The sequence below is a fragment of the Cupriavidus sp. UME77 genome (genome assembly GCF_014170355.1).
Taxonomy (GTDB): domain Bacteria; phylum Pseudomonadota; class Gammaproteobacteria; order Burkholderiales; family Burkholderiaceae; genus Cupriavidus; species Cupriavidus basilensis.
Genome location: NZ_LZZU01000010.1, coordinates 1 through 21,347 on the forward strand (window position 1 = coordinate 1; position 21,347 = coordinate 21,347).

The 21,347-nt window shown below is 66.2% G+C and carries 19 protein-coding genes and 1 pseudogene; 14 read left to right on the plus strand and 6 right to left on the minus strand.

Going from position 1 to position 21,347, the window contains the following annotated elements; translation table 11 throughout:
* Window positions 1-314: 314 nt before the first annotated feature.
* Both A9975_RS03995 and A9975_RS04000 read right to left on the minus strand, forming a co-directional pair.
* Complete coding sequence (locus tag A9975_RS03995) at window positions 315-1,139, minus strand: alpha/beta fold hydrolase (protein WP_183031500.1); 825 nt, start codon at window positions 1,137-1,139, stop codon at window positions 315-317.
* Window positions 1,139-2,449, minus strand: coding sequence for an O-acetylhomoserine aminocarboxypropyltransferase (locus A9975_RS04000; protein WP_183031501.1), 1,311 nt, complete (start codon window positions 2,447-2,449; stop codon window positions 1,139-1,141). The genes A9975_RS03995 and A9975_RS04000 overlap by 1 nt, the downstream gene beginning before the upstream one ends.
* Window positions 2,450-2,652: 203 nt before the next feature.
* Here A9975_RS04000 and A9975_RS04005 point away from each other — a divergent pair, with 203 nt between their 5' ends.
* The 5 genes and pseudogenes from A9975_RS04005 to A9975_RS04025 all read left to right on the plus strand — a co-directional run.
* Entirely contained in the window at window positions 2,653-3,099 is a 447-nt protein-coding gene (locus tag A9975_RS04005; RefSeq protein ID WP_006163173.1) for a CBS domain-containing protein, read from the plus strand.
* Window positions 3,100-3,262: 163 nt separating this feature from the next.
* Complete coding sequence (locus A9975_RS04010; RefSeq protein WP_183031502.1) at window positions 3,263-5,161, plus strand: MFS transporter; 1,899 nt, start codon at window positions 3,263-3,265, stop codon at window positions 5,159-5,161.
* Between the two features lie 22 nt (window positions 5,162-5,183).
* Window positions 5,184-5,903: a glutathione S-transferase C-terminal domain-containing protein gene (locus A9975_RS04015; protein WP_183031503.1), complete on the plus strand. Its 720-nt coding sequence runs from the start codon at window positions 5,184-5,186 to the stop codon at window positions 5,901-5,903.
* An 87-nt stretch (window positions 5,904-5,990) separates the two neighbouring features.
* Window positions 5,991-7,109, plus strand: coding sequence for a chorismate synthase (gene aroC / locus A9975_RS04020; protein ID WP_183031504.1), 1,119 nt, complete (start codon window positions 5,991-5,993; stop codon window positions 7,107-7,109).
* 1 nt (window position 7,110) lies between these two features.
* Window positions 7,111-8,440: pseudogene (locus tag A9975_RS04025) on the plus strand (MFS transporter); the annotation flags it as partial.
* Here A9975_RS04025 and A9975_RS04030 read toward each other — a convergent pair.
* Both A9975_RS04030 and A9975_RS04035 read right to left on the minus strand, forming a co-directional pair.
* The gene (locus A9975_RS04030; RefSeq protein ID WP_183031506.1) at window positions 8,368-9,474 is read right to left on the minus strand and encodes an NAD(P)/FAD-dependent oxidoreductase; all 1,107 of its coding nucleotides are present in this window, start codon (window positions 9,472-9,474) and stop codon (window positions 8,368-8,370) included. The pseudogene A9975_RS04025 and the gene A9975_RS04030 overlap by 73 nt on opposite strands.
* Before the next feature lie 108 nt (window positions 9,475-9,582).
* Window positions 9,583-10,281: a FadR/GntR family transcriptional regulator gene (locus A9975_RS04035; RefSeq protein ID WP_183031507.1), complete on the minus strand. Its 699-nt coding sequence runs from the start codon at window positions 10,279-10,281 to the stop codon at window positions 9,583-9,585.
* 305 nt (window positions 10,282-10,586) lie between these two features.
* On the opposite strand from A9975_RS04035, the gene A9975_RS04040 reads away from it, so the two are divergent.
* The gene (locus tag A9975_RS04040) at window positions 10,587-11,477 is read left to right on the plus strand and encodes a flagellar brake protein (RefSeq protein WP_183031508.1); all 891 of its coding nucleotides are present in this window, start codon (window positions 10,587-10,589) and stop codon (window positions 11,475-11,477) included.
* Window positions 11,478-11,625: 148 nt separating this feature from the next.
* Complete coding sequence (locus tag A9975_RS04045; protein ID WP_183031509.1) at window positions 11,626-12,081, plus strand: hypothetical protein; 456 nt, start codon at window positions 11,626-11,628, stop codon at window positions 12,079-12,081.
* 55 nt (window positions 12,082-12,136) lie between these two features.
* On the opposite strand, the gene A9975_RS04050 is transcribed toward A9975_RS04045, so the two are convergent.
* Window positions 12,137-13,822 (minus strand): electron transfer flavoprotein-ubiquinone oxidoreductase, encoded by a 1,686-nt coding sequence (locus A9975_RS04050; protein WP_183031510.1) that lies wholly within the window; start codon window positions 13,820-13,822, stop codon window positions 12,137-12,139.
* Between the two features lie 347 nt (window positions 13,823-14,169).
* Here A9975_RS04050 and A9975_RS04055 point away from each other — a divergent pair, with 347 nt between their 5' ends.
* The 6 genes from A9975_RS04055 to A9975_RS04080 all read left to right on the plus strand — a co-directional run bounded on the left by A9975_RS04055 (window position 14,170) and on the right by A9975_RS04080 (window position 19,906).
* Window positions 14,170-14,955, plus strand: coding sequence for an SDR family oxidoreductase (locus A9975_RS04055; protein WP_183031511.1), 786 nt, complete (start codon window positions 14,170-14,172; stop codon window positions 14,953-14,955).
* 366 nt (window positions 14,956-15,321) lie between these two features.
* The gene (locus A9975_RS04060; protein WP_183031512.1) at window positions 15,322-15,930 is read left to right on the plus strand and encodes a TRAP transporter small permease; all 609 of its coding nucleotides are present in this window, start codon (window positions 15,322-15,324) and stop codon (window positions 15,928-15,930) included.
* On the plus strand, window positions 15,927-17,231 hold the full coding sequence (locus A9975_RS04065) for a TRAP transporter large permease (protein ID WP_150983918.1): 1,305 nt from the start codon (window positions 15,927-15,929) through the stop codon (window positions 17,229-17,231). The genes A9975_RS04060 and A9975_RS04065 overlap by 4 nt, the downstream gene beginning before the upstream one ends.
* Window positions 17,232-17,327: 96 nt before the next feature.
* The gene (locus A9975_RS04070) at window positions 17,328-18,356 is read left to right on the plus strand and encodes a DctP family TRAP transporter solute-binding subunit (RefSeq protein WP_174422758.1); all 1,029 of its coding nucleotides are present in this window, start codon (window positions 17,328-17,330) and stop codon (window positions 18,354-18,356) included.
* Between the two features lie 236 nt (window positions 18,357-18,592).
* Window positions 18,593-19,297: a DUF2968 domain-containing protein gene (locus tag A9975_RS04075; protein ID WP_150983920.1), complete on the plus strand. Its 705-nt coding sequence runs from the start codon at window positions 18,593-18,595 to the stop codon at window positions 19,295-19,297.
* A 210-nt stretch (window positions 19,298-19,507) separates the two neighbouring features.
* On the plus strand, window positions 19,508-19,906 hold the full coding sequence (locus tag A9975_RS04080) for a thioesterase family protein (RefSeq protein WP_043345018.1): 399 nt from the start codon (window positions 19,508-19,510) through the stop codon (window positions 19,904-19,906).
* A 10-nt stretch (window positions 19,907-19,916) separates the two neighbouring features.
* On the opposite strand, the gene A9975_RS04085 is transcribed toward A9975_RS04080, so the two are convergent.
* Window positions 19,917-20,462 carry a PAS and helix-turn-helix domain-containing protein gene (locus A9975_RS04085; RefSeq protein WP_183031513.1) on the minus strand — a complete coding sequence of 182 codons (546 nt, stop codon included), beginning with the start codon at window positions 20,460-20,462 and terminating at the stop codon, window positions 19,917-19,919.
* A gap of 173 nt (window positions 20,463-20,635) precedes the next feature.
* On the opposite strand from A9975_RS04085, the gene A9975_RS04090 reads away from it, so the two are divergent.
* Window positions 20,636-21,337: a CoA transferase subunit A gene (locus A9975_RS04090; RefSeq protein WP_183031514.1), complete on the plus strand. Its 702-nt coding sequence runs from the start codon at window positions 20,636-20,638 to the stop codon at window positions 21,335-21,337.
* The last annotated feature ends 10 nt before the right edge of the window (window positions 21,338-21,347 follow it).

Consider the following 21,347-nt stretch of genomic DNA (forward strand, 5'->3'; position numbering starts at 1 on the left):
CCTGTGGGGTGTTCGGGGGTTTTTAGTTTAGGTGGGGGCGGGACTGCAACTGCAACTGTTTAACATCAACTTCAACAGCAGTTTCACCACCCCTGCGGGGCGGCGACCTACTTTCTTGTCTTGCCAAGAAAGTGGGCAAAGAAGGCGCCCCATACGGCCTTGGTGAACCTCCACGGCTCGCTTCGCATCGCGCTGGGGTGTTTCCCGCCCCTTCGGGCGGGAAACACGGCTACCACAGTGGTTGATCTTGCCGCCGGTTGGCTCCCCCCTCCCACACTTGTGGGAGAGGGCGCTCGCTCGCTATGCTTCGGCCTTCAACCTGCCGCTACCACCTTGCGCGCGAATGCTGCCAGCGCATCCAGTACCTCATCCGGTCTTTCCCCCATCAGCGCATGCCCGCAGGGCACCGTGACCGTGCTGGCCGATGCCATCCTGGCGGCGAGCGCCTGGGCGGCCTTGGGCGAGGTCATCATGTCCTTGCTGCCGCTGATGAACAGGGCGGGGCAGCGCACGGTGGCTACCGCGGCGTCGCCGTTGGCGTAGGCGTTGCAGGCGGAGAAGTCGTTGTGGAAGACGTGGCCTTCGGGGTTGCGTTGTGCCACGCGTTCCATCAGGCGCTGGCTGCCGCCTTGCATCCACGAGCCCGGTCCCGGCGAGGAGGGCTTGTTGGCGAGGCTGGAGTGCGACCACGCGTTGACCATGGCGATGGCCTGGTCCACGCGGTTGAGCGAGGCGTCGAGCAAGGCGTCGGCGACTTTCATCGGGTAGGCCGTGGCAAGCAGGGCGATGCCGCACACCGCGTCAGGGTGGCGGGCAGCCGTTTCCAGCGCAATCAGCGAGCCCATGCTGTGCCCGAAGACCAGCGCGGGGGCGCTGACGCCGGCCGCGCGGACCAGTTCGATCACCCAGTCGGCCATCGCCTCGACCGTCTTGAGGGGCATGCCCTCGCTGCGGTTGTGGCCGGGCAGGTCCACGGCCAGCACGCTGAAGCCGTGGTTGGCGAACCAGCGCGTCTGCAGGGCCCAGACGCTGTGGTCGTTCTGCGCGCCGTGCACGAACACGGCACAGGGCAGGGCCGGGTCGAAGGGTTTGCCGCCGGTGTAGGCGTAGGCCTTGTGGCCTGCGATCGTCAGTTCCATCAGGCTTGCCCTCCCTTGGCGCTCATGGCTTTCTCGGCTGCCTTGAGGCCGCGCTTGAGGTCGTCGATGAGGTCGTCCGGGTCTTCCAGTCCGACCGACAGACGGATGGTGCCTTCGCTGATGCCAGCCGCCTGCAGTGCCGCGGCGTCCATGCGGAAGTGGGTTGTGGAGGCCGGGTGGATTACCAGCGAGCGGGCATCGCCGACATTGGCCAGGTGCGAAAACAGCGCCAGGCTTTCGATGAAGCGCTGGCCCGCGGCACGGTTGCCCTTGAGGTTGAAGCTGAACACGGCGCCCGCGCCGCGCGGCAGCAGGCGCTTGGCGAGTTCGTAGTCCGGGTGGGATTCCAGCTCCGGATAGGCGACCGACTCGACCATCGGGTGCGACACCAGGAACTGCACCACGCGGCGCGCATTGTCCACATGGCGGGCCATGCGCAGCGGCAGCGTCTCGATGCCCTGGAGCAGTTGCCAGGCGGCCATCGGGCTCAGGCAGGCGCCGAAGTCGCGCAGGCCTTCGCGGCGCGCGCGCAGCAGGAACGGCGCCACCGTGCTCTCCTCGGTGAAGACCATGTTGTGGAAGCCAGCATAGGGCTCCGACAGCTCCGGGAAGCGCCCGGAGGCTTCGAAGTCGAAGGTGCCGCCTTCCGCCAGCACGCCGCCGATGGTGGTGCCATGGCCGCCCAGGAACTTGGTGGCCGAGTGATAGAGCAGGCCGGCGCCCAGGTCGAAGGGCTTGAGCAGGTAGGGCGTGGTGAAGGTGGAGTCGACCAGCAGCGGGATACCGTTGTCCTGGCCGAGCTGCGCCAGGGTCGGGATGTCGAGCACGTCCAGCCCGGGGTTGCCCAGGGTCTCGCCGAACAGCAGCTTGGTTTCGGGCCGGATGGCCGCGCGCCAGGCGTCGATGTCGCGCGCCTGCACGAAGGTGGTCTCGATGCCGAAGCGGCGCAGCGTGTAGTGCAGCAGGTTGTGCGAGCCGCCATACAGGGCGCTGGACGCCACGATGTGCGAGCCCGCGCCCATCAGCGTCGCCACCGCCAGATGCAGCGCGGCCTGGCCCGAAGCCACGCCGATCGCGCCGGCGCCGTTCTCCAGGGCTGCGATGCGCTCCTCGAAGACGGCGACCGTCGGATTGGAGATGCGGGAGTAGACGTGGCCCGCGCGTTCCATATTGAACAGCGAGGCGGCGTGCTCGCTGTCCTTGAAGACGAAGGATGTCGTCAGATGGATGGGCGTGGCCCGCGCCCCCGTGGCGGGGTCGGGGGCGGCGCCAGCATGCAGCGCCAGGGTGTCGAAACGGGTACCGGACATGGCTTCAAGGGCTAGAGTTGTCTCCGGATCGCATCGTAGCATCCGCTGCCACCGGGGGCACGGCAAATAGCCTTGGCGGCCGCCGGCGGCGGCCCGTGCTTTACTTGGGCGGCAGGTTTCGGCTAGGATCGGCGCATCAGGCCATGCCGGCGGCGGCAGGTAATAAACAGCAAAACAGCAGTTTCAGAGAAGCGGAGACCATCATGAAAGTCAGCGACATCCTGCAGATCAAGGGCAACACGCTCTACACGGTGAAGCCGGAAACGTCACTGCTGCTGGCGGTCAACATCATGGCAGAGCACGATATCGGCTCGCTGGTGGTGATGGAATACGGCGATCTGGTCGGCATGCTGACCTTCCGCGAGATCATCAAGACGCTCTCCGCCAACGGCGGCAACGTCGGCACCACCAGCCTGCGCAAGGTCATGGACGACGCGCCGCTGACCTGCACCATGGAGACGGACGTCAATGAAGTCCGCCGCATGATGCTGGAGCGCCACACCCGTTACCTGCCGGTGCTGGACAACCGGACGCTGATGGGCGTGATTTCGTTTTACGACGTGGCCAAGGCCGTGGTGGAAGAGCAGAGCTTCGAGAACCGCATGCTCAAGGCCTACATCCGCGACTGGCCGGAAGAAAAGACCGATTGAGCCGCCCATGGCGCGAGAGGCGCCACGTAGTGGCGGCCGGGTTGTGCCGATCGAGGCGCTGCGGGCTGCGCACCCCACTGGGGCGCGCCCGTAGTCCATACAAGTGGTAAATGCCGCGCAACGACGCGGCATCTTTTTGAGCCGACCGCCACATGAGCGCTACATGAGCCAACAAAACCAATTCCGTCTGCTCCGCGCACGCCGTTTCGCGCCGTTCTTCTGGACCCAGTTCCTGGGTGCCATGAACGACAACCTGTTCAAGGTCGCCTTTACCTCGCTGGTCACCTACCATACGGCCCTGTTCGACGGCGTTGACGCCAAGAGCGCGGCATTCCTGATCTCGGCCATCTTTATCGCGCCGTTCGTGCTGTTCTCGGCCACGAGCGGCCAGATCGCCGACAAGATCGAGAAGTCCCGGCTGATCCGGCTGGTGAAGACGCTGGAAATCGCCATCATGCTGCTGGGGCTGGCGGGTTTTGCCATGCACAGCGCGCCCTTGCTTTACATGGGCACCTTCCTGATGGGGTTGCACTCGACGCTGTTCGGCCCGGTCAAGTTTGCTTACCTGCCGCAGCACCTGGACGAGACCGAGCTGGTGGGTGGCAACGGCCTGGTGGAGATGGGCACCTTCGTGGCCATCCTGCTCGGCACCCTGCTTGGCGGCGAACTGGCCGGTCTGACCCATGGCGAGAAGATCGTGGGGCCGTTCTATGTCGGCGCAGCCTGCGTGGTGCTGGCGCTGGCCGGCCGCATGGTGTCCGCGCGCGTGCCGGACTCGCCGGCGCCGCAACCTGACCTGCGCATCAACTGGAACCCGTTTACCGAGACCTGGCGCAACCTCAAGCTGGCGCGCACCGACCGCACGGTGTTCCTGAGCTTGCTGGGGATTTCCTGGCTCTGGTTTTTGGGCGCGACCTTCCTCACCTCGTTTTTCAGCTTTGCCAAGGACGTGCTGGGCGGCGACCAGAACGTGGTGACGCTGCTGCTGGCGGTGTTCTCGCTGGGCATCGGCACCGGTTCGCTGCTGTGCGAGCGGCTGTCCGGGCGGCATGTCGAGATCGGCCTGGTGCCGTTCGGCTCGATTGGCATGACGGTGTTCGCGGTCGACCTGTTCTTCGCCAGCAACGGCGAGCGGCACAGCGAGCTGTCCGGGCTGGCCGGCTTTGCCGCCGACCCGCGCCACTGGCGCGTGCTGATCGACCTGTTCCTGCTGGCGATGTTCGGCGGCTTCTACAGCGTGCCGCTGTACGCGCTGATCCAGAGCCGCTGCGCGCCGACGCACCGGGCCCGCATCATCGCCGCCAACAACATCCTCAACAGCTTCTTCATGATCGGCTCCTCGCTGCTGGCGGTGGTGCTGACCCAGGCTGGCTTCAGCATTCCGCAGCTGTTCCTGGTGGTGGGGCTGCTCAACGCGGTGGTTGCCATCTACATCTACTCGCTGGTGCCGGAATTCCTGCTGCGCTTCATTGCCTGGATCCTGGTGCATACGGTGTATCGCCTGAAGCGCGTCAATGCCGAGCACATCCCGGCCGAGGGCGCGGCGGTGCTGGTGTGCAACCACGTCAGCTTTGCCGACGCGGTGGTGCTGATGGCCGCCAGCCCGCGGCCGGTGCGCTTTCTGATGGATCACCGCATCTTCAAGGTGCCGCTGATGTCGTGGTTCTTCCGCCAGGCCAAGGCGATCCCGATCGCGCCGGCGCACGAGGACCCGGTCATGCTGGAGCGCGCCTACGACGAAGTCGCGCGGGCGCTGGCCGGCGGCGACCTGGTCTGCATCTTCCCGGAGGGCAAGATCACGGCCACCGGCGAGCTCAATCCCTTCAAGCAGGGCGTGCAGCAGATCATCCGGCGCACCCCCGTGCCGGTCGTGCCGATGGCGCTGCGCGGGCTGTGGGGCAGCTTTTTCTCCCGCAAGGGTGGCAATGCCATGTCCCGGCCATTCCGGCGCGGCATCCTGAACCGGCTGGAACTGGTCGTGGGCGACCCGATCGCGCCGGAACTGGCCACGCCGGAGGGCCTGCAGCAGGTGGTGCAGGGCTTGCGCGGCGAGTGGCGCTAACGGCAAGCGGGAGGCGGCAACCATGATCACGCTTTACACCTTCGGGCCGGCCTTCGGCCTGCCAGACGCCAGCCCTTTTGTCACCAAGGCCGACATGCTGCTCAAGCTCGCGGGGCTGCCGTACCGTGCCGCGCAGGGCGGCCTGCGGCGCGCGCCCAAGGGCAAGCTGCCCTATCTCGACGACGAGGGCCGCGTGGTGGCGGACTCCACGCTGATCCGCTGGCACCTGGAGAAGACCTACCACATCGACTTCGATGAAGGGCTGACGCAGTCCCAGCGTGGCACGGCCTGGGCGGTCGAGAAGATGCTGGAAGATAACTTCTACTGGGCGGTGGCAGACGCGCGCTGGAACCATGACGCCAATTTTGCCCGGGGCCCGGCGACGTTTTTCCGTGCCGTGCCGTGGCCGGTGCGCGGGCTGGCGATGCGTTTTGTGCGCTCGAAGATCCGCCGCATCCTGTGGGCGCAGGGGCTTGGGCGCCATAGCCCGGCCGATCTGGCCGCGATCGCCGGGCGCGATGTGGCGGCCGTGGCCGACGTGCTGGGCAGTCAGCCATACCTGATGGGCGACAAGCCTTGCGGCGCCGACGCCACGGTCTTCGCCTTCATGGCCGGCGCGCTGTGCCCGCTGTTCGACACGCCGATCCGCGCCGCCGCCGAATCCCACCCCAGCCTGGTGGCCTACGTGGCGCGGATGCGGGAGCGCTTTTATCCGGACCAGCAGGCGGTGCCCGCGACCTGAGCGATAGCCGGGGAGGGCCGGAAGGGCGGCAAAAGCCTTACAATGTAGCCCGTTCCCCAATTCTCACGCCCTGCGCGGCCTCCCATCATGTCCGGCAATACTCTCGGCCTGCTCTTCACTGTCACCACTTTCGGCGAATCGCACGGGCCGGCCATCGGCGCGGTGGTGGATGGCTGCCCCCCGGGCATGGAACTGACCGAAGCCGATATCCAGATCGACCTGGATCGCCGCAAGCCCGGCACCTCGCGCCATGTCACGCAGCGCCAGGAAGCCGACCAGGTCGAGATCCTGTCCGGCGTGTTCGAGGGCAAGACCACCGGCACGCCAATCTGCCTGCTGATCCGCAATACCGACCAGCGCAGCAAGGATTACGGCAATATCGTCGAGACCTTCCGGCCCGGCCACGCCGACTACACCTACTGGCAGAAGTACGGCATCCGCGACTATCGCGGCGGCGGCCGCTCGTCGGCCCGCCTGACGGCGCCGGTGGTGGCGGCGGCGGCCGTGGCCAGGAAGTGGCTGCGCGAGCAGTACGGCACCGAGATCCGGGGCTATATGTCGCAGCTGGGCGAAGTCCGCGTGCCGTTCGTGGACTGGGCGGAAGTGCCGGAGAATCCCTTCTTTGCCCCCAATGCGCAGATCGTGCCGGAGCTGGAAACCTATATGGACGCGCTGCGCCGCGACGGCGACTCCGTCGGCGCGCGCATCGAGGTGGTGGCGAGCCATGTGCCGGTGGGCCTGGGTGAGCCGCTGTTCGACAAGCTCGATGCCGACATCGCGCATGCCATGATGGGCATCAACGCCGTCAAGGGCGTGGAGATCGGCGCGGGGTTCGAGAGCGTGAGCCAGCGCGGCAGCGTGCATGGCGACTCGCTCAGCGCCGAAGGCTTCCGTGGCAATAACGCCGGCGGCGTGCTTGGCGGCATCTCGACCGGCCAGGACATTACCGTCTCGCTGGCAATCAAGCCCACCTCCAGCATCCGCACCCCGCGCGAATCCATCGACAAGGCAGGCCAGCCCGCCACGGTGGAAACCTTCGGCCGCCACGATCCCTGCGTGGGCATCCGCGCCACCCCCATCGCCGAAGCCATGCTGGCGCTGGTGCTGATGGACCATGCACTGCGCCACCGCGCCCAGTGCGGCGACGTCAAGGTCGATACCCCGCGCATTCCCGCCCAGTCGCCGCAGTCCGGCCAGTCGCGCTGAGTTGGCGCAGGCGGAACAACGCGCCCGCGCCGCGGGTGCCGGGCGCGTCTCCGAGACGCGCTTTGGCCTGTTTTATCTTGGCTATTACGGCTACGTCGGCGTCATCTCCCCCTATGTGAGCCTGTTCTTCGCCGGGCGCGGTTTTTCCCCGGTGCAGATCGGCGTGCTGATGGCCTGCTTCCAGGTCAGCCGCATCGTCGGCCCGTATTTCTGGGGCTGGCTGTCCGACGTGATGCACACCCGCGTGCGCCTGCTGCGCCTGGCCGCCGTGACATCCTTGCTGGCGTTCCTGATGGTGCCCGGCGTCACCAGTTACGGCGGCATGATGGCGATGATGATCGGGCTGAACCTGATCACCAGCGCCATGTCTCCACTGGGCGACGCGCTCACCATTTCCACGCTGCGCCGTTACGGCGCCTTCGATTACCGCTACGGGCGCATCCGCATGTTCGGCTCGGCCGGCTTTATCGCGGCCGTGCTGCTGGGCGGGGCGCTGTTCGAGCGCTACGGCATGGAGGTGTTCCCGTGGCTGGCGAGCACCATGCTGGCGCTGTTCCTGGTGGTGGTGTTCGGCATGCGCGATGCGCCCGACGACGGGCCGCGCGTCAAGCCGCCGCCGGCGCTGCCGCTGCTGCGCCGTCCGGATGTGAGCTGGTTCTTCGGCTCGGCGTTCCTGATGATGTTCGCCCACGCCGCGTTGTACGTGTTCTATTCGCTGTACCTGGAGCAGCTTGGCTACAGCAAGTTTGCCATCGGCGTGATGTGGACCATCGGCGTGGTGGCCGAGATCGTTTTCTTCTTTTACCAGGGGCGGTTGTTCGCAAGCGTACCGTTGCGCACCATCCTGGCCGGCACCTTCGTGCTGGCCGCGATCCGCTTCGGCCTGACCGGCTATTTTGCCCAGTTGTCATGGCTGATGGCGCTGGTGCAGGTGCTGCACGCGGCCACCTTCGGCGCGCACCATAGCGCCAGCCTGAAGCGCCTGCAGCGCTGGTTCGCGGGTCCCTTGCAGGGGCGTGGCCAAGCCCTTTACACCGGACTTTCCTACGGCCTTGGCGGCACCTGCGGCGGGCTGGCGATGGGGTGGACGTGGAAGGCGCTCGGGCCCGCTCACACGTTCGGGCTGGCGGCACTGGCAGCGGCAGGCGGCGCACTGTGCGCGTTCATGACCTTCCGTACGGAAGCGGCTTCCGACGCCAGGGCGCAAGCCGCCCCGGCCGAGCGCTGACGGGCGCCGGCGTTCCGATCGTTCAGGGCTTCACAGCAGGCTTGCCACGTGCTCGGCCAGCGCCAGCGACGAGGTCAGCCCGGGCGACTCGATGCCAAACAGGTTGACCAGCCCGGGCACGCCATGGGTGGCCGGGCCATCGATGCGGAAATCCGCCGCGGGCTCGCCCGGACCGCTGATCTTGGGGCGGATGCCGGCATAGCCCGGCTGCAGCGCGCCATCGGCCAGTCCCGGCCAGTAATTCCGCACTTCACCGTAAAAGCTGTCGGCATCGGCCGGGTCCACGCCGTACTCGATCTCGTCGATCCAGCGCACATTGGGGCCGAAGCGCGCCTGGCCGCCCAGGTCGATCGTCAGGTGCACGCCCAGGCCGGCGGCCTCCGGCACCGGGTAGATCAGGCGCGAGAAGGGGGCGCGCCCGGCCAGCGTGAAGTAGCAGCCTTTGGCGTAGTACTGCGGTGGAACATGTGCGGCAGGCATGCCTTTGATGCTGCGCGCCAGCGCTGGCGCGGTCAGGCCGGCCGAATTGATCACGGTGCGGGCCAGTAGCGTGGTGGCGGCCGCGTCGTCCTGGCCGCCCACATCGAGGCGGATGCCATCCGGCATCACGGCGCCGCCGGCCACGGGCGACTGCACCGCCAGCATGGCGCCGGCGTTCTCAGCGTCACCCAGCAAGGCCAGCATCAGGCCATGGCTGTCGACGATGCCGGTGGACGCGGAGAGCAGGGCGGCGCGGCATTGCAGGTTCGGCTCCAGCGCCTGCGCCTCGGCCTGGCTGAGCAACTGCAGGTCATGCACGCCATTGGCCGCGGCCTTGGCCCGGATGCCTTCCAGCGTGGCGACCTGAGCCTCGGTGGTGGCTACGATCAGCTTGCCGCAGCGCTGGTGCTGGATGTGGTGCGAGGCGCAGTAGTCGTACAGCATGGCCTTGCCGCGCACGCACATCGCGGCCTTGAGCGAGCCGGCCGGATAGTAGATGCCGGCGTGGATCACTTCGCTGTTGCGCGCGCTGGTGATGGTGCCGAAGGCGTTCTCGGCTTCCAGGATGATGACTTCGCGGCCCTGCATGGCCAGTTGTCTCGCCACGGCCAGGCCCACTACGCCCGCGCCGATTACCACGCAATCTACTTGTTCCATTGTCGTTCTCTGCTGATGCGGCCGGCGCCTGTCAGGCGGTGCGTGCCGCGGGTCCCTGGATTGTGTTGTGCCGTGGATAGGTAGGCCCTGCGCTCTGCGCGCCAGGGCTTAACGCAAAGTCAGCCCCATGCGCTTGGCTGCCGCGCCGAGGTGCCTGCGTGCGGCCTGCCGCGCCGCGCTGGCGTTGCCGGCGGCAATGGCCTCCACCAGCGCGGCGTGCTCGCTCTGCGCGTCCTGCGAGCCGCCGCGAAAGCGGGCGGCGTTTTCCCAGGCGGTCTGCCGCGCCGCCAGCATGTGCTGGCCAACAAAATCGGTCAGCCCGGTGAAGCAGGGATTGTGCGCGGCCTGCGCGATGGCGTGGTGGAACGCTACGTCGGCGGCTGCGGCGCTGGTGAAATCCTTGGCGTGCTCGCGCATCGCGGCCAGCGCGGCGTGGATAGCTTGGAGGTCTTCGTCGGTGCGGCGCAGCGCGGCGATTTCGGCGCAGGCGCATTCCACCACCATGCGCAGCTCGAATAGCTGGGCCAGGGTCGGGCCGCCTTGCAGTTCGGGGGCCATGCGCCATACCTGGCCGCCGGGCGTGTCCGATACATAGGCGCCAGAGCCCTTGCGCGTGACCAGCAGCCCGTCCGCCTTCAGTTGTGCGATGGCCTCGCGGACGATGGGGCGGCTCACGCCAAAGGTCTCGCCAAGGGCGGCTTCGGCCGGGAGCCGGGCGCCGGCGGCAAAGCGGCCGGCCGCGATGTCGGCGCGCAGGGCGTCGGCGATACGTGCGGCAAGCGAGGCGGGGCGGCTCAGGACGGTCATCGATTAATATGTAAGGCTGTCAGACAGATTGTGGTGCGATTCTGCAAGGAAAACGGGGCGGCGTCAAGGCGTGCCTGCCCTCTTGGTGGTCGGATTTTTCTCAAGGTTTTCCAGGAAAGCGCCGATAGCAAACTGGATGAGTTGCGCTATTCACTTGGTACATCGCGGCGCCTCGCGGAAGCCGCGCCAGCCGCTGCGTGCACTGGGCGCCTCGCTAGGTGGTGGCCGGGACGACCGTTCCTGCGTTCCCGTGGCCACCGTTGGATCTGCCACGCCCCCTGCCCGGGCGTTCACCGGTGCTAACCATGATTGCACTCACCCCTAACGATCTCCCCGTCGGCCAGCCCTTGCCTTGGTCCTTGCTGGACGAGGCAGGCAATCTCGTGCTCGGCAGCGGCAGCGTGATTCCCGAGGACCGCGACGTTGCCCTGGTGTTCCGCCATGGCACGGTGTGCCGGCCAGAGGACGAGATGGGCGAACCGGGCGAGCCGATGGACGGCGGGCGGCAGGCCAGTGCGGGGCCGCTTGGCTTGCAGGTAGGCACGCTGCTGCAGGTCAAGTCGGCGGGGCAGACCGGGCGCGCCGCGGCCAGCCGGCTGATCGGATTTGTCGAGCAGGGCCTGTTCGTGACCTGGCCGCAGCTCGGCGGGAAGGAACTACAGCTCAAGCCCGGTGAGTCGGTGTTGCTGCGCGGCTTTTCCGGTCACGCCATCCTCAGTTTCGAGTCGACGGTGACCGCCATCTGCCGCAGCCCCTTCCGCTACCTGGTCTTGTCGGCGCCGGCCGAGCCGCAGCAGATGCCGGTGCGCACGGCGACCCGCGTGCCGACGCGGCTGGCGGCTTACCTGGTGGATCCCGGCAGCGCGGACGATGAGGCAGCGGCACAGCACCGGCCTGCCCGTCTGGTGTTGCTGACCGACCTGAGCACTGGCGGCGCGCAGATCCAGATCGCCGGCGCGGTGCCGGCATCCGGTGCGGCGGTGCGATTGTGCTTCCATCTGCGCACCGCCGCGCTGGACAGCGAGATCATGGTCGACGGAGTGGTGCGCAACGCGTTGCCTGCCGAGGGCGATGTGGAGTTTCCCACGTTCGGCGTTGTGTTCGACGCCCTCGGCGAGCGCGAGCTGACGTTGCTCCAGTGCTTTATCTATGAGCAGTTGCTGGCAAATGCCAGCATGCAGGTCACCGCCGCGTGAGAGGGGGCGGCGTTTGGAGTCATCCCGCTAACACGGATTCTTGCCCGAATCACACTTCTCGTTTCTACTGTCCCCTGCAAGAAAATCGGGCACGGCATGCTGGCAGTGCGGCGGGCCGGTATCCCGATCCCTGCCGCAAGGAGACATCATGAAGCACATATCCCGCCTTGGCGCGCCCTTGCGCGCGCCCATCCTGGCGGCCCTGCTAGCCGTTGCCATGCCAGCCATGGCTAATATTGCGCAGGGTGGCAGCCAGGCGCGTGCTTTGTCGATGGACGAGCGCGCGCTGGGACTGGAAGCGCTTTCGAGCGGAACCAAGCCAGCCGGCGCCGGTGCTGACGGTGTGCGCCTGCTGGTCGGGATGTCGCCCCTGAACGTGGCCTCGGCCACAGCCCTCGGCAAGCCGCGCGAGGCTGGCGGCATGGCGGACGTGGTGCTGGCCTTGATCGATGGGATCGGGCAGGTGCCGCTCGCCGGCCCGGCACTCATCACGCTGATTGCTGGCGTGGCCGATGTGATTGGCTGGTATCAGAGCGTGGCCGACGACAAGCCGCACTACCAGGATTCACTGACGTCGCCCGCGACGTCGAGCCCGCAAGTCTGAGCCCCAAAAAAAACGGCACCGAATCCGGTGCCGTTTTGCTTGCCCTGCGGCGAACTTACATGCCCACGTAGTTCGGGCCGCCGCCGCCTTCCGGCGTCACCCATACGATATTCTGGGTGGGATCCTTGATGTCGCAGGTCTTGCAGTGCACGCAGTTCTGCGCATTGATCTGCAGGCGTTCCTTGCCGTCGTCGTTCTGCACGAACTCGTACACGCCGGCCGGGCAGTAGCGGCTTTCGGGCCCGGCAAACTTGTCCCAGTTGACATTGACGGGAACGCTCGCATCCTTGAGCGTCAAGTGGGCCGGCTGGTTTTCCTCATGGTTGGTGTTGCTGATGAACACCGAGCTGAGGCGGTCGAAGGTGAGCTTGCCGTCCGGCTTCGGGTAGACGATCTGCTGGCATTCGGCGGCTGGCTTGAGGTAGACGTGGTCCGGCTTCTCGCGGTGGATGGTCCAGGGCGGGTTGCGGATGCCCAGCTTGGGCAGCAGCCATTGCTCGATGCCGGTCATCAGCGTGGCGGTGGTGCGGCCCTTCTTGAACCACTGCTTGAAGTTCTTTGCCTGCAGCAGTTCCTTGTGCAGCCAGCTGTTCTCGAAGGCGGTCGGGTAGGCCGTCAGTTCGTCGTGCTGGCGGTTGGCCTGCAGCGCGTCGTAGGCGGCTTCGGCGGCCATCATGCCGGTCTTGATGGCAGCGTGGCTGCCCTTGATGCGCGAGGCGTTCAGGTAACCGGCGTCGCAGCCGACCAGGGCGCCACCCGGGAATACGGTCTTGGGCAGCGACAGCAGGCCGCCGGCCGTAATGGCGCGCGCGCCGTAGCTGATGCGCTTGCCACCTTCGAAATAGGTGCGGATTTCCGGGTGCGTCTTGAAGCGCTGGAACTCCTCGAACGGGGAGAGCCAGGGGTTGGTGTAGTCCAGGCCCACCACGAAGCCCACGGCGACCTTGTTGTCTTCCATGTGGTACAGGAAGGAGCCGCCGTAGGTGGCCGGGTCCAGCGGCCAGCCGGCGGTGTGCACCACCAGGCCTGGCTGGTGCTTGGCCGGATCGATCTCCCACAGCTCTTTCAGGCCGATGCCGTAGCTTTGCGGATCCTTGCCGTCGTCGAGCTTGTACTTGGCGATCAGCTGCTTGCCAAGATGACCGCGCGAGCCTTCGGCGAAGATGGTGTACTTGGCGTGCAGCTCCATGCCGAGCTGGAAATTCTCGGTCGGCTCGCCTTCCTTGTTGATGCCCATGTTGCCGGTGGCAACGCCCTTGACCGAGCCGTCGTCGTTGTAGAGCACCTCGGCGGCCGGGAAGCCCGGGAAGATCTCGACGCCCAGGCCCTCGGCCTGTTGCCCCAGCCAACGCGTGAAGTTGGACAGGCTGACGATGTAGTTGCCGTGGTTGTGGAAGCACTCGGGCAGCAGGGCGGACGGCGTGGCCTTGGAACCGGTTTCGTTGAGGAAGAGGAACTTGTCTTCGGCGACCGGCTGGTTCAGCGGGGCGCCGAGTTCCTTCCAGTTGGGGATCAGCTCATTGAGCGCAACCGGGTCCATGATGGCGCCGGACAGGATGTGGGCGCCCGGCTCGGAGCCTTTTTCCAGCACGCAGACATTGACCTCGGTGCCTTTCTCCTGGGCGAGCTGCTTCAGGCGGATGGCGGTTGCCAGGCCGGCTGGGCCGCCGCCAACGATGACGACGTCGTATTCCATGGCCTCGCGGGGGCCGTACTGCTCCAGGAGCTGTTGCTGATTCATTGTCTCTAACCCTCTATTCTTGGCAACTTGCGCGCAATTGTGGGAAATGCCGTGTTCGGTGGTACCGGGGATGCGATGATCGGGGGGAACTTGGGGCAAGGGCGGGGCGGCGCACTCGCCAAATCGTGGCGGCCATGCGCGTTTTTCCTCTTTCCCTTTGTGGCCCGAGTTCTTAGAATCTCCGGCATTGTCCGGGACTCGCCATGGTCAGGCAAGATTTTTTTTGGAACGACCGTTCTTTTTTTTGATATGCTGCCTTCGGTTTCAGCAGGCAGATTTCGCGAGGAGCCCCCGTTGGCCGTGGCCATGGCAGGCGGCGCCGGGGGCTCCCGAACATAGAGGCCATTATGGGTTTGTCGATCAATCTGGAAGGCAAGGTCGCGCTGGTGACAGGCGCTTCAAGCGGTCTGGGCACGCGGTTTGCCCATGTCCTGGCGAGTGCCGGCGCCAAGGTCATCCTGGCGTCGCGGCGTACCGAGCGGCTCAAGGAGCTGCGAGCCGCGATCGAGGCCGAGGGTGGCAGCGCGCACGTGGTGCAGCTCGACGTGACCGACCACGACAGCGTGCGCTCCGCGGTGGCGCATGCCGAGACCGAGGCCGGGGCGATCGACATCCTGGTCAATAACTCGGGCGTCTCCACCACCCAGCGCCTGATCGACGTGACCCCCGACGACTTCGATTTCGTCTTCGACACCAATACCCGGGGCGCTTTCTTCGTGGCGCAGGAAGTGGCCAAGCGCATGATTGCGCGCGCCAAGGGCGCCGAGAAGAACGGCAATCCGCTGCCCCAGTCGCGCATCGTCAATATCGCGTCGGTCGCCGGGCTCAAGGTGCTCTCGCAGATCGGCGTGTACTGCATGAGCAAGGCCGCGGTGGTGCACATGACCAAGTCGATGGCGCTGGAGTGGGCGCGCCATGGCATCAACGTCAACGCCATCTGCCCCGGTTATATCGACACCGATATCAACCACCATCATTGGGACACCGACGCCGGCCAGAAGCTGGTCCAGATGCTGCCCCGCAAGCGCGTGGGCAAGCCCGAGGACCTGGACGGCCTGCTGTTGCTGCTGGCGTCCGACCAGTCGGCATTCATCAACGGCGCGATCATTACCGCCGACGACGGCATGGTGTAGCCGTCAGAAGGGCGGCGCACGCTCGCGTGCGCCTGCCGGCAGGTTGGCCCTGGCCCGCGCCAAAAGCGGCGGCGGGGCGTGCGATTCACGGTCCCTGGGCTTATCCGGTCCCCTTGGGCACCCTGCGGAATCGATGGCCTGCCGGATTCCCACGGCCAGAAGGCTGCCTGCTGGCGCGAGCCAGCGTGGGGCGCACGGGTGCCCCCGTCCAGCAGGAGCCGCGCGCGGCATGGAGCAAAAGTTCCCGCGCGCGCCGCAAGTCTTGGCATAATCCGCCAAGTCTTGAGATTAAGTCTTTACATAATTCAAAGAGAAAATCCGTGCGCAGCCAGCGGCGCCGCGCGGACCGGACCGGAGGCCGGGGAGATGCAAGCAGATCGGGAGGGGCGGCGCGATGCCGACCCAAAACACGTCACGGCCATGCCGGGCGAGACTGGCGCCAGCCAGCAAGGGGACAGCGGCTTCAAGGTATCGCCGCGAATTGAAGACTGGGTTGGCGTGATCGTCATGGTGCTGCTGGTGTGCATCACCTTCGCCAACGTGGTGGTCCGTTATTTCACCGATGAATCGTTTGCTTGGACCGAGGAGTTCTCGGTCTTCCTGATGATCGTGCTGGCCCTGGTGGCAGGCAGCGCGGCCGTGGCGCGCGACCGCAATATCCGCATTGAATTCTTCTTCGATCGCGGCAGCGCGGCGCGGCAGCGGCGCCTGGCGGTGCTGTCGGCGGTAGCCGTTGCCGTCATGTTCATCGCGCTGGCGGTGCTGGGCGCTCGCGTGGCGTGGGACGAATACACGTTTGGAGAGACCTCGCCGGGCATTGGCGTGCCGAGTTGGTGGTACTCCGTCTGGCTGCCGGTACTGTCCGCCGCCATCGCGCTGCGGGCGCTCGGCGTAGCGGTGCGCAACCTGCGCGCGCTCAAGGCCCTGCATGCCGAGCGCGTCGATGGCGCAGCAGCTTCGGAGTCCACGCCATGACCCTGATTGCCATTATCCTGTTCGTGGTGTTCCTGGGCTTGATGATGCTGGGCGTGCCGATCGGCGTGTCGCTGGGGCTTGGCGGCCTGGTGGCGATCGGCCTGTCCAACCTGGACACGCAGATGTTCGGCCTGCTGGCCGTGCCGCAGAACTTCTACGCTGGCCTGGGCAAGTACCCGCTGCTGGCGATCCCGATGTTCGTGCTGGTCGGCTCGATTTTCGACCGTTCCGGCGTGGCGCAGCGGCTGGTGACCTTCGCCATCGCCATCGTCGGGCGCGGACCGGGCATGCTGCCGCTGGTGGCCATCCTGGTCGCCATGTTCCTGGGCGGCATCTCCGGCTCCGGCCCGGCCAATGCGGCCGCGGTGGGCGGGGTGATGATCGCCGCGATGTCGCGGGCCGGCTATCCCGGTGCGTACAGCGCGGCCGTGGTCGGCGCTGCCGCCGCGACCGACATCCTGATCCCGCCGTCCGTTGCCTTCATCATCTACAGCGTGCTGGTGCCTGGCGCCTCGGTGCCGGCGCTGTTCGCCGCCGGCATGATCCCCGGCATCCTGGCCGGCGTGGCGCTGATCGTGCCGGCCGTCTGGCTGGCGCGCAAGCACAATATGGGCGCCATCGAGGCCGGCCTGCCGCGTCCGCCGTTCTGGAAAAGCCTGCGCGAAGCGGCCTGGGGCCTGGTCGCGCCGTTCCTGATCCTGGGCGGCATGCGCGCGGGCTGGTTCACGCCGACCGAAGCCGCCGTGGTGGCGGTGGTGTACGGCCTGTTCGTCGGCATGGTGATCTACCGCAGCATTGGCATGCGCGACCTGTTCGTGATCTTCCAGGAGGCGGCGGAGACTTCCGCAGTGATCCTGCTGGTGGTGGCGCTGGCCGGCATCTTTGCCTACGCGCTGTCCACGCTGGGCGTGATCGATCCGCTGGCCAATGCCATTGCGCATTCCGGGCTGGGCGAATACGGCGTGCTGGCGCTGATCGTGGCCTTGTTGATGACGGTGGGGATGTTCCTCGACGGCATCTCGATTTTCCTGATCTTCGTGCCGCTGCTGCTGCCGATCGCCAATGCCTTCCACTGGAACCCGGTGTGGTTCGGCGTGGTGCTGACGCTCAAGGTCGCGCTTGGCCAGTTCACGCCGCCGCTGGCGGTGAACCTGATGGTCTCGTGCCGGATCGCGCGCGTGCGCATGGAAGAGACCGTGCCCTGGGTGGTGTGGATGCTGCTGGCGATGTTCGTCGCCATGTTGCTGGTGCTGGCCTTCCCGCCGCTGGCGACCTGGCTGCCCGACTACCTGGGCTATTGAGGTATTTGAGGTATTTGAGGTACTTGAGGTACTTGAGGTATTGAAATTCTGGTTGCCCATAACAAACACACAACAGATCCTGAGAGGAGAGAACGCATGAAACGTCGTGCCCTGATGCTGTCGCTGGCAGCCACCATCGCCGCAGCCGCCCTCGCGCCCGCTGGCGCCATGGCGCAGAGCTACAAAGCCGAATACAAGATGTCGCTGGTGCTCGGCCCGGCCTTCCCGTGGGGCAAGGGCGGCGAGATCTGGGCCGACCTGGTGCGCCAGCGCACCAGCGGCCGCATCAACATCAAGCTGTACCCGGGCACCTCGCTGGTGGCCGGCGACCAGACCCGCGAGTTCTCGGCGATCCGCCAGGGCGTGATCGACATGGCGGTTGGCTCGACCATCAACTGGTCGCCGCAGGTCAAGGAGCTGAACCTGTTCTCGCTGCCGTTCCTGATGCCTGACTACAAGGCACTGGACGCCCTCACGCAAGGCGAAGTCGGCAAGTCTATCTTCGCGACCCTGGACAAGTCCGGTGTGGTGCCGCTGGCCTGGGGCGAGAACGGCTTTCGTGAAGTCTCCAACTCCAAGCGCGAAATCCGCAAGCCGGAAGACCTGAAAGGCATGAAGCTGCGTGTGGTGGGCTCGCCGCTGTATATCGAGACCTTCAATGCGCTCGGCGCCAACCCGACCCAGATGAGCTGGGCCGACGCGCAGCCGGCCATGGCCTCGGGCGCGGTGGATGGCCAGGAAAACCCGCAATCGGTGTTCGCCGCGGCCAAGCTCTACACGGTCGGCCAGAAGTACGTGACCACCTGGGGCTACGTGGCTGACCCGCTGATCTTCGTGGTCAACAAGCAGATCTGGGAAAGCTGGACGCCGGCCGACCGCGAGATCGTCAAGCAAGCCGCCATCGACGCCGGCAAGCAGGAAACGGCGCTGGCCCGCAAGGGCCTGGTCGAGGCGGGCGCACCGGCCTGGAAGGATATGGAGGCCCACGGTGTGAAGGTGGCGCAACTGACGCCGGCCGAGCACGATGCCTTCCGCAAGGCCACGGCCAAGGTCTATGACAAGTGGAAGAAGCAGATTGGCGTGGATCTGGTGAGCAAGGCAGAATCCTCGATCGCCAAGCGCTAAGCGGCTGGCAATCGCCAAAGCGTGGGGTGGCGCTAACGCTCCCCCACGCCAGTGGGGCTGTTGCGGGAATGGCACCGCCAATCCCGTCATGGTGACAAAACGCGGTCCTTGCTGGGAAGCTTGTTACAATCCGCGGTCGGTGGGGTGCGCGTTGCGCATCATTGCCGCCGGGCAGTGCCGCATGATGCACCCCGATTTCTTGAACCGTATTTCGTCCCCGTCCCAGCCGGAACGCCATGTTGAATAATTCCTGCCGCGCCCCCTTGCTAGCCAGCCTGATTGGCCTGGCCCTGTCGCTGTCCGCCTCTGGTGTCGTGGCGGCGGCCGAGCCCGTGCCGATGTCGGTGGCCCCGGCGCCGCTGACCGCTTCGGGCAGCATGCCGCAGGCCTCGCCGGCTTCCCTGGGGTTGGTGTCGGAGCTGCAGAAGCGCCTGCGCGACAGGTCGGTGCGCGAGCTGCGCACCAGCTACAACGGCGACTACGGCACCACGCTGATGCTTGCGGACGATCAGGTGATTTGCTATGTGGCGCTGTTCTACCAGAAGAATCTCTGGCGGGTTTTCCGCTTCGAATCGATCGGGGCGGCGGAACAGGCTTACCGCCAGGTAACGCAGCAGAGCGCGATCTGGGCTGATGACGATATCCGCCGCCAGGTGCTGGCATCGCAAAAACGCGCGTTTGACAAGGCGCTGCAGGAAACCGAGGCGCGTGCCAATGCGCTTAATGAAGACGTGCGCGTGATGCAGGCGCAGCGCCAGCGCATCGCCGAAGAGCAGAAGGCGGCGCGCATCGAGGTTCAGAGCGCGGAAATCGAGAGCCGTGCCTCCCGTATCCGCCTGGAGCAGCTGCAGGAGCAGATCCGCCGCATGGAATCGTCCCTGACGGATTCCGGCCTTGCCATGCCCGGTGCGCCGGGCAGCGACCGCCCGGCGCGCCGCTAAGCCATCGTTTTTCTGTATTCGCCTGCCGGGCCGGCGGCGTCCGTCGCCGGCTGGCGCTCGCCGGAAATTCTGATTGCAGAATCGGATTGGCCCGAGTTGAGCTGGCCCGGCTGATCAAAGGCCAGGGCTGCCGCCCTCCAGGCGTGCCGATGCGTAAACCGTCGTTTCCGCCGATGGAAGCGACAGGCTCCCGGTGTTACGCTCACGCGGATGAAACCCGTATTCACTCTGCACATGCCCATCCGTTGGGGCGATATGGACGCCATGGGCCATGTCAACAACACGGTCTACTTCCGCTACCTGGAGCAGGCCCGCATTGCCTGGTTCGAGTCGCTGGGACATGGCGGCAAGGATGCCAGCGGTTGCGGGCCAGTCATCATCAACGCCCACATGAGTTTCCTGAAGCAGCTGCGTTATCCCGGGGATATCGAGTGCCGGATGTTTGCAGGCGACCTGGGGCGCACGAGCTTCGAGACCCGCATGGAGATCCGCCGCATCGACCAGCCGGACGTGGTGTACGCGCAAGGCGGCGCCAAGGTGGTCTGGTGCGACTACGAGGCCGAAAAATCCGTGCCCGTGCCGCCGGCAATCCGGGCGCTGATGGAGTAGGGCGCCGCCCTTAGTGGTTGAGCAGGCGTTGCACCAGGTCGACCGAGGTATGGGCGCCGTACTTCTTCATCAGCCTGGCCCGGTAGATGTCCACCGTGCGGGGGCTGATGGAGAGCAGCTTGCCGATCTGCTTGCTGGTCTTGCCATCAACCAGCTGCGCGGCGATATCGCGTTCGCGCGCCGTCAGCTCGGCGGTGACCGGGCGCCTCTGCGAGAGGTCTTCGAAGGTCCAGATGCCGGCGCCCAAGGGCTGCTGGCGGTCCAGCGAGCGCCCGGTGACGTGGCACCAGAACAGGTCGCCCCCGGCGCGTTTCATGATGCGCTCGTCGGAGTAGGTGCCTTTGGCGTTCATGATCGGCACGATGCGCGCGCCGGTACGCTCGAACTCGTCAGCGGTGGGATAGAGTACCTGGAACGATTCGCCGATCATGGCGGCCCGGGTGGTGCCAAAGATGCGGCAGAGCTCGTCGTTGCAGTCCTCGATCATGCGCTCGCGCGACAGCACGAGGCCGACTGGGGCGAGCTGGAAGGCGGTCTGGTAGTCGATGGCGGGCATTTGCTTATGTAATTGTACGTATTGGCGCGGGATGCGACGCTTGCGTATGCTGTCGGACGGTTGGCAACTGGACGATCTCCGTCCGATTGTACCGTTACAATTTCCCTGCGTGACTCGCCAGCATCACCTGGAGGCGGGCGCAATGACAGGAAATCACCGAGGAAGGAGCAAACATGAACAAGGTCTACGCCAGCGCCGCGGAGGCGCTCGCGGGCGTCGTTCGCGACGGCCAGACGATCGCGGTTGGCGGTTTCGGTCTATGCGGCATCCCGGAGGCGCTGATTGCCGCGCTGCGCGACAGCGGCGCCAAGCAACTCACCTGCATCTCGAATAACGCTGGGGTGGACGGTTTCGGCCTGGGCCTGCTGCTCGCCACACGCCAGATCAAGAAGATGATCTCGTCGTACGTCGGTGAAAACAAGGAGTTCGAGCGCCAGTACCTGGCCGGCGAACTCGAGCTCGATTTCACCCCGCAGGGCACGCTGGCCGAGAAGCTGCGCGCCGGCGGCTCGGGCATCCCCGCCTTCTTCACCAAGACCGGCGTGGGCACCATCGTGGCCGACGGCAAGGAAATCCGCGAGTTCGATGGCCAGCAGTACGTGATGGAACGCGCGCTGACCGCTGACGTGGCCCTGGTCAAGGCGTACAAGGCGGACCGCGCCGGCAACCTGGTGTTCCGCCGCACCGCGCGCAACTTCAACCCGATGTGCGCGATGGCCGGCAAGGTCACCATCGTCGAGGTCGAGCACCTGGTCGATACCGGCACGCTGGATCCGGATGAGGTCCACACCCCGGGCATCTTCGTGCAGCGCATCGTGCTGAACGCCAACCCCGAGAAACGCATCGAGCAGCGCACCGTGCGTGCCGCGGGCTAAGGAGAATCAT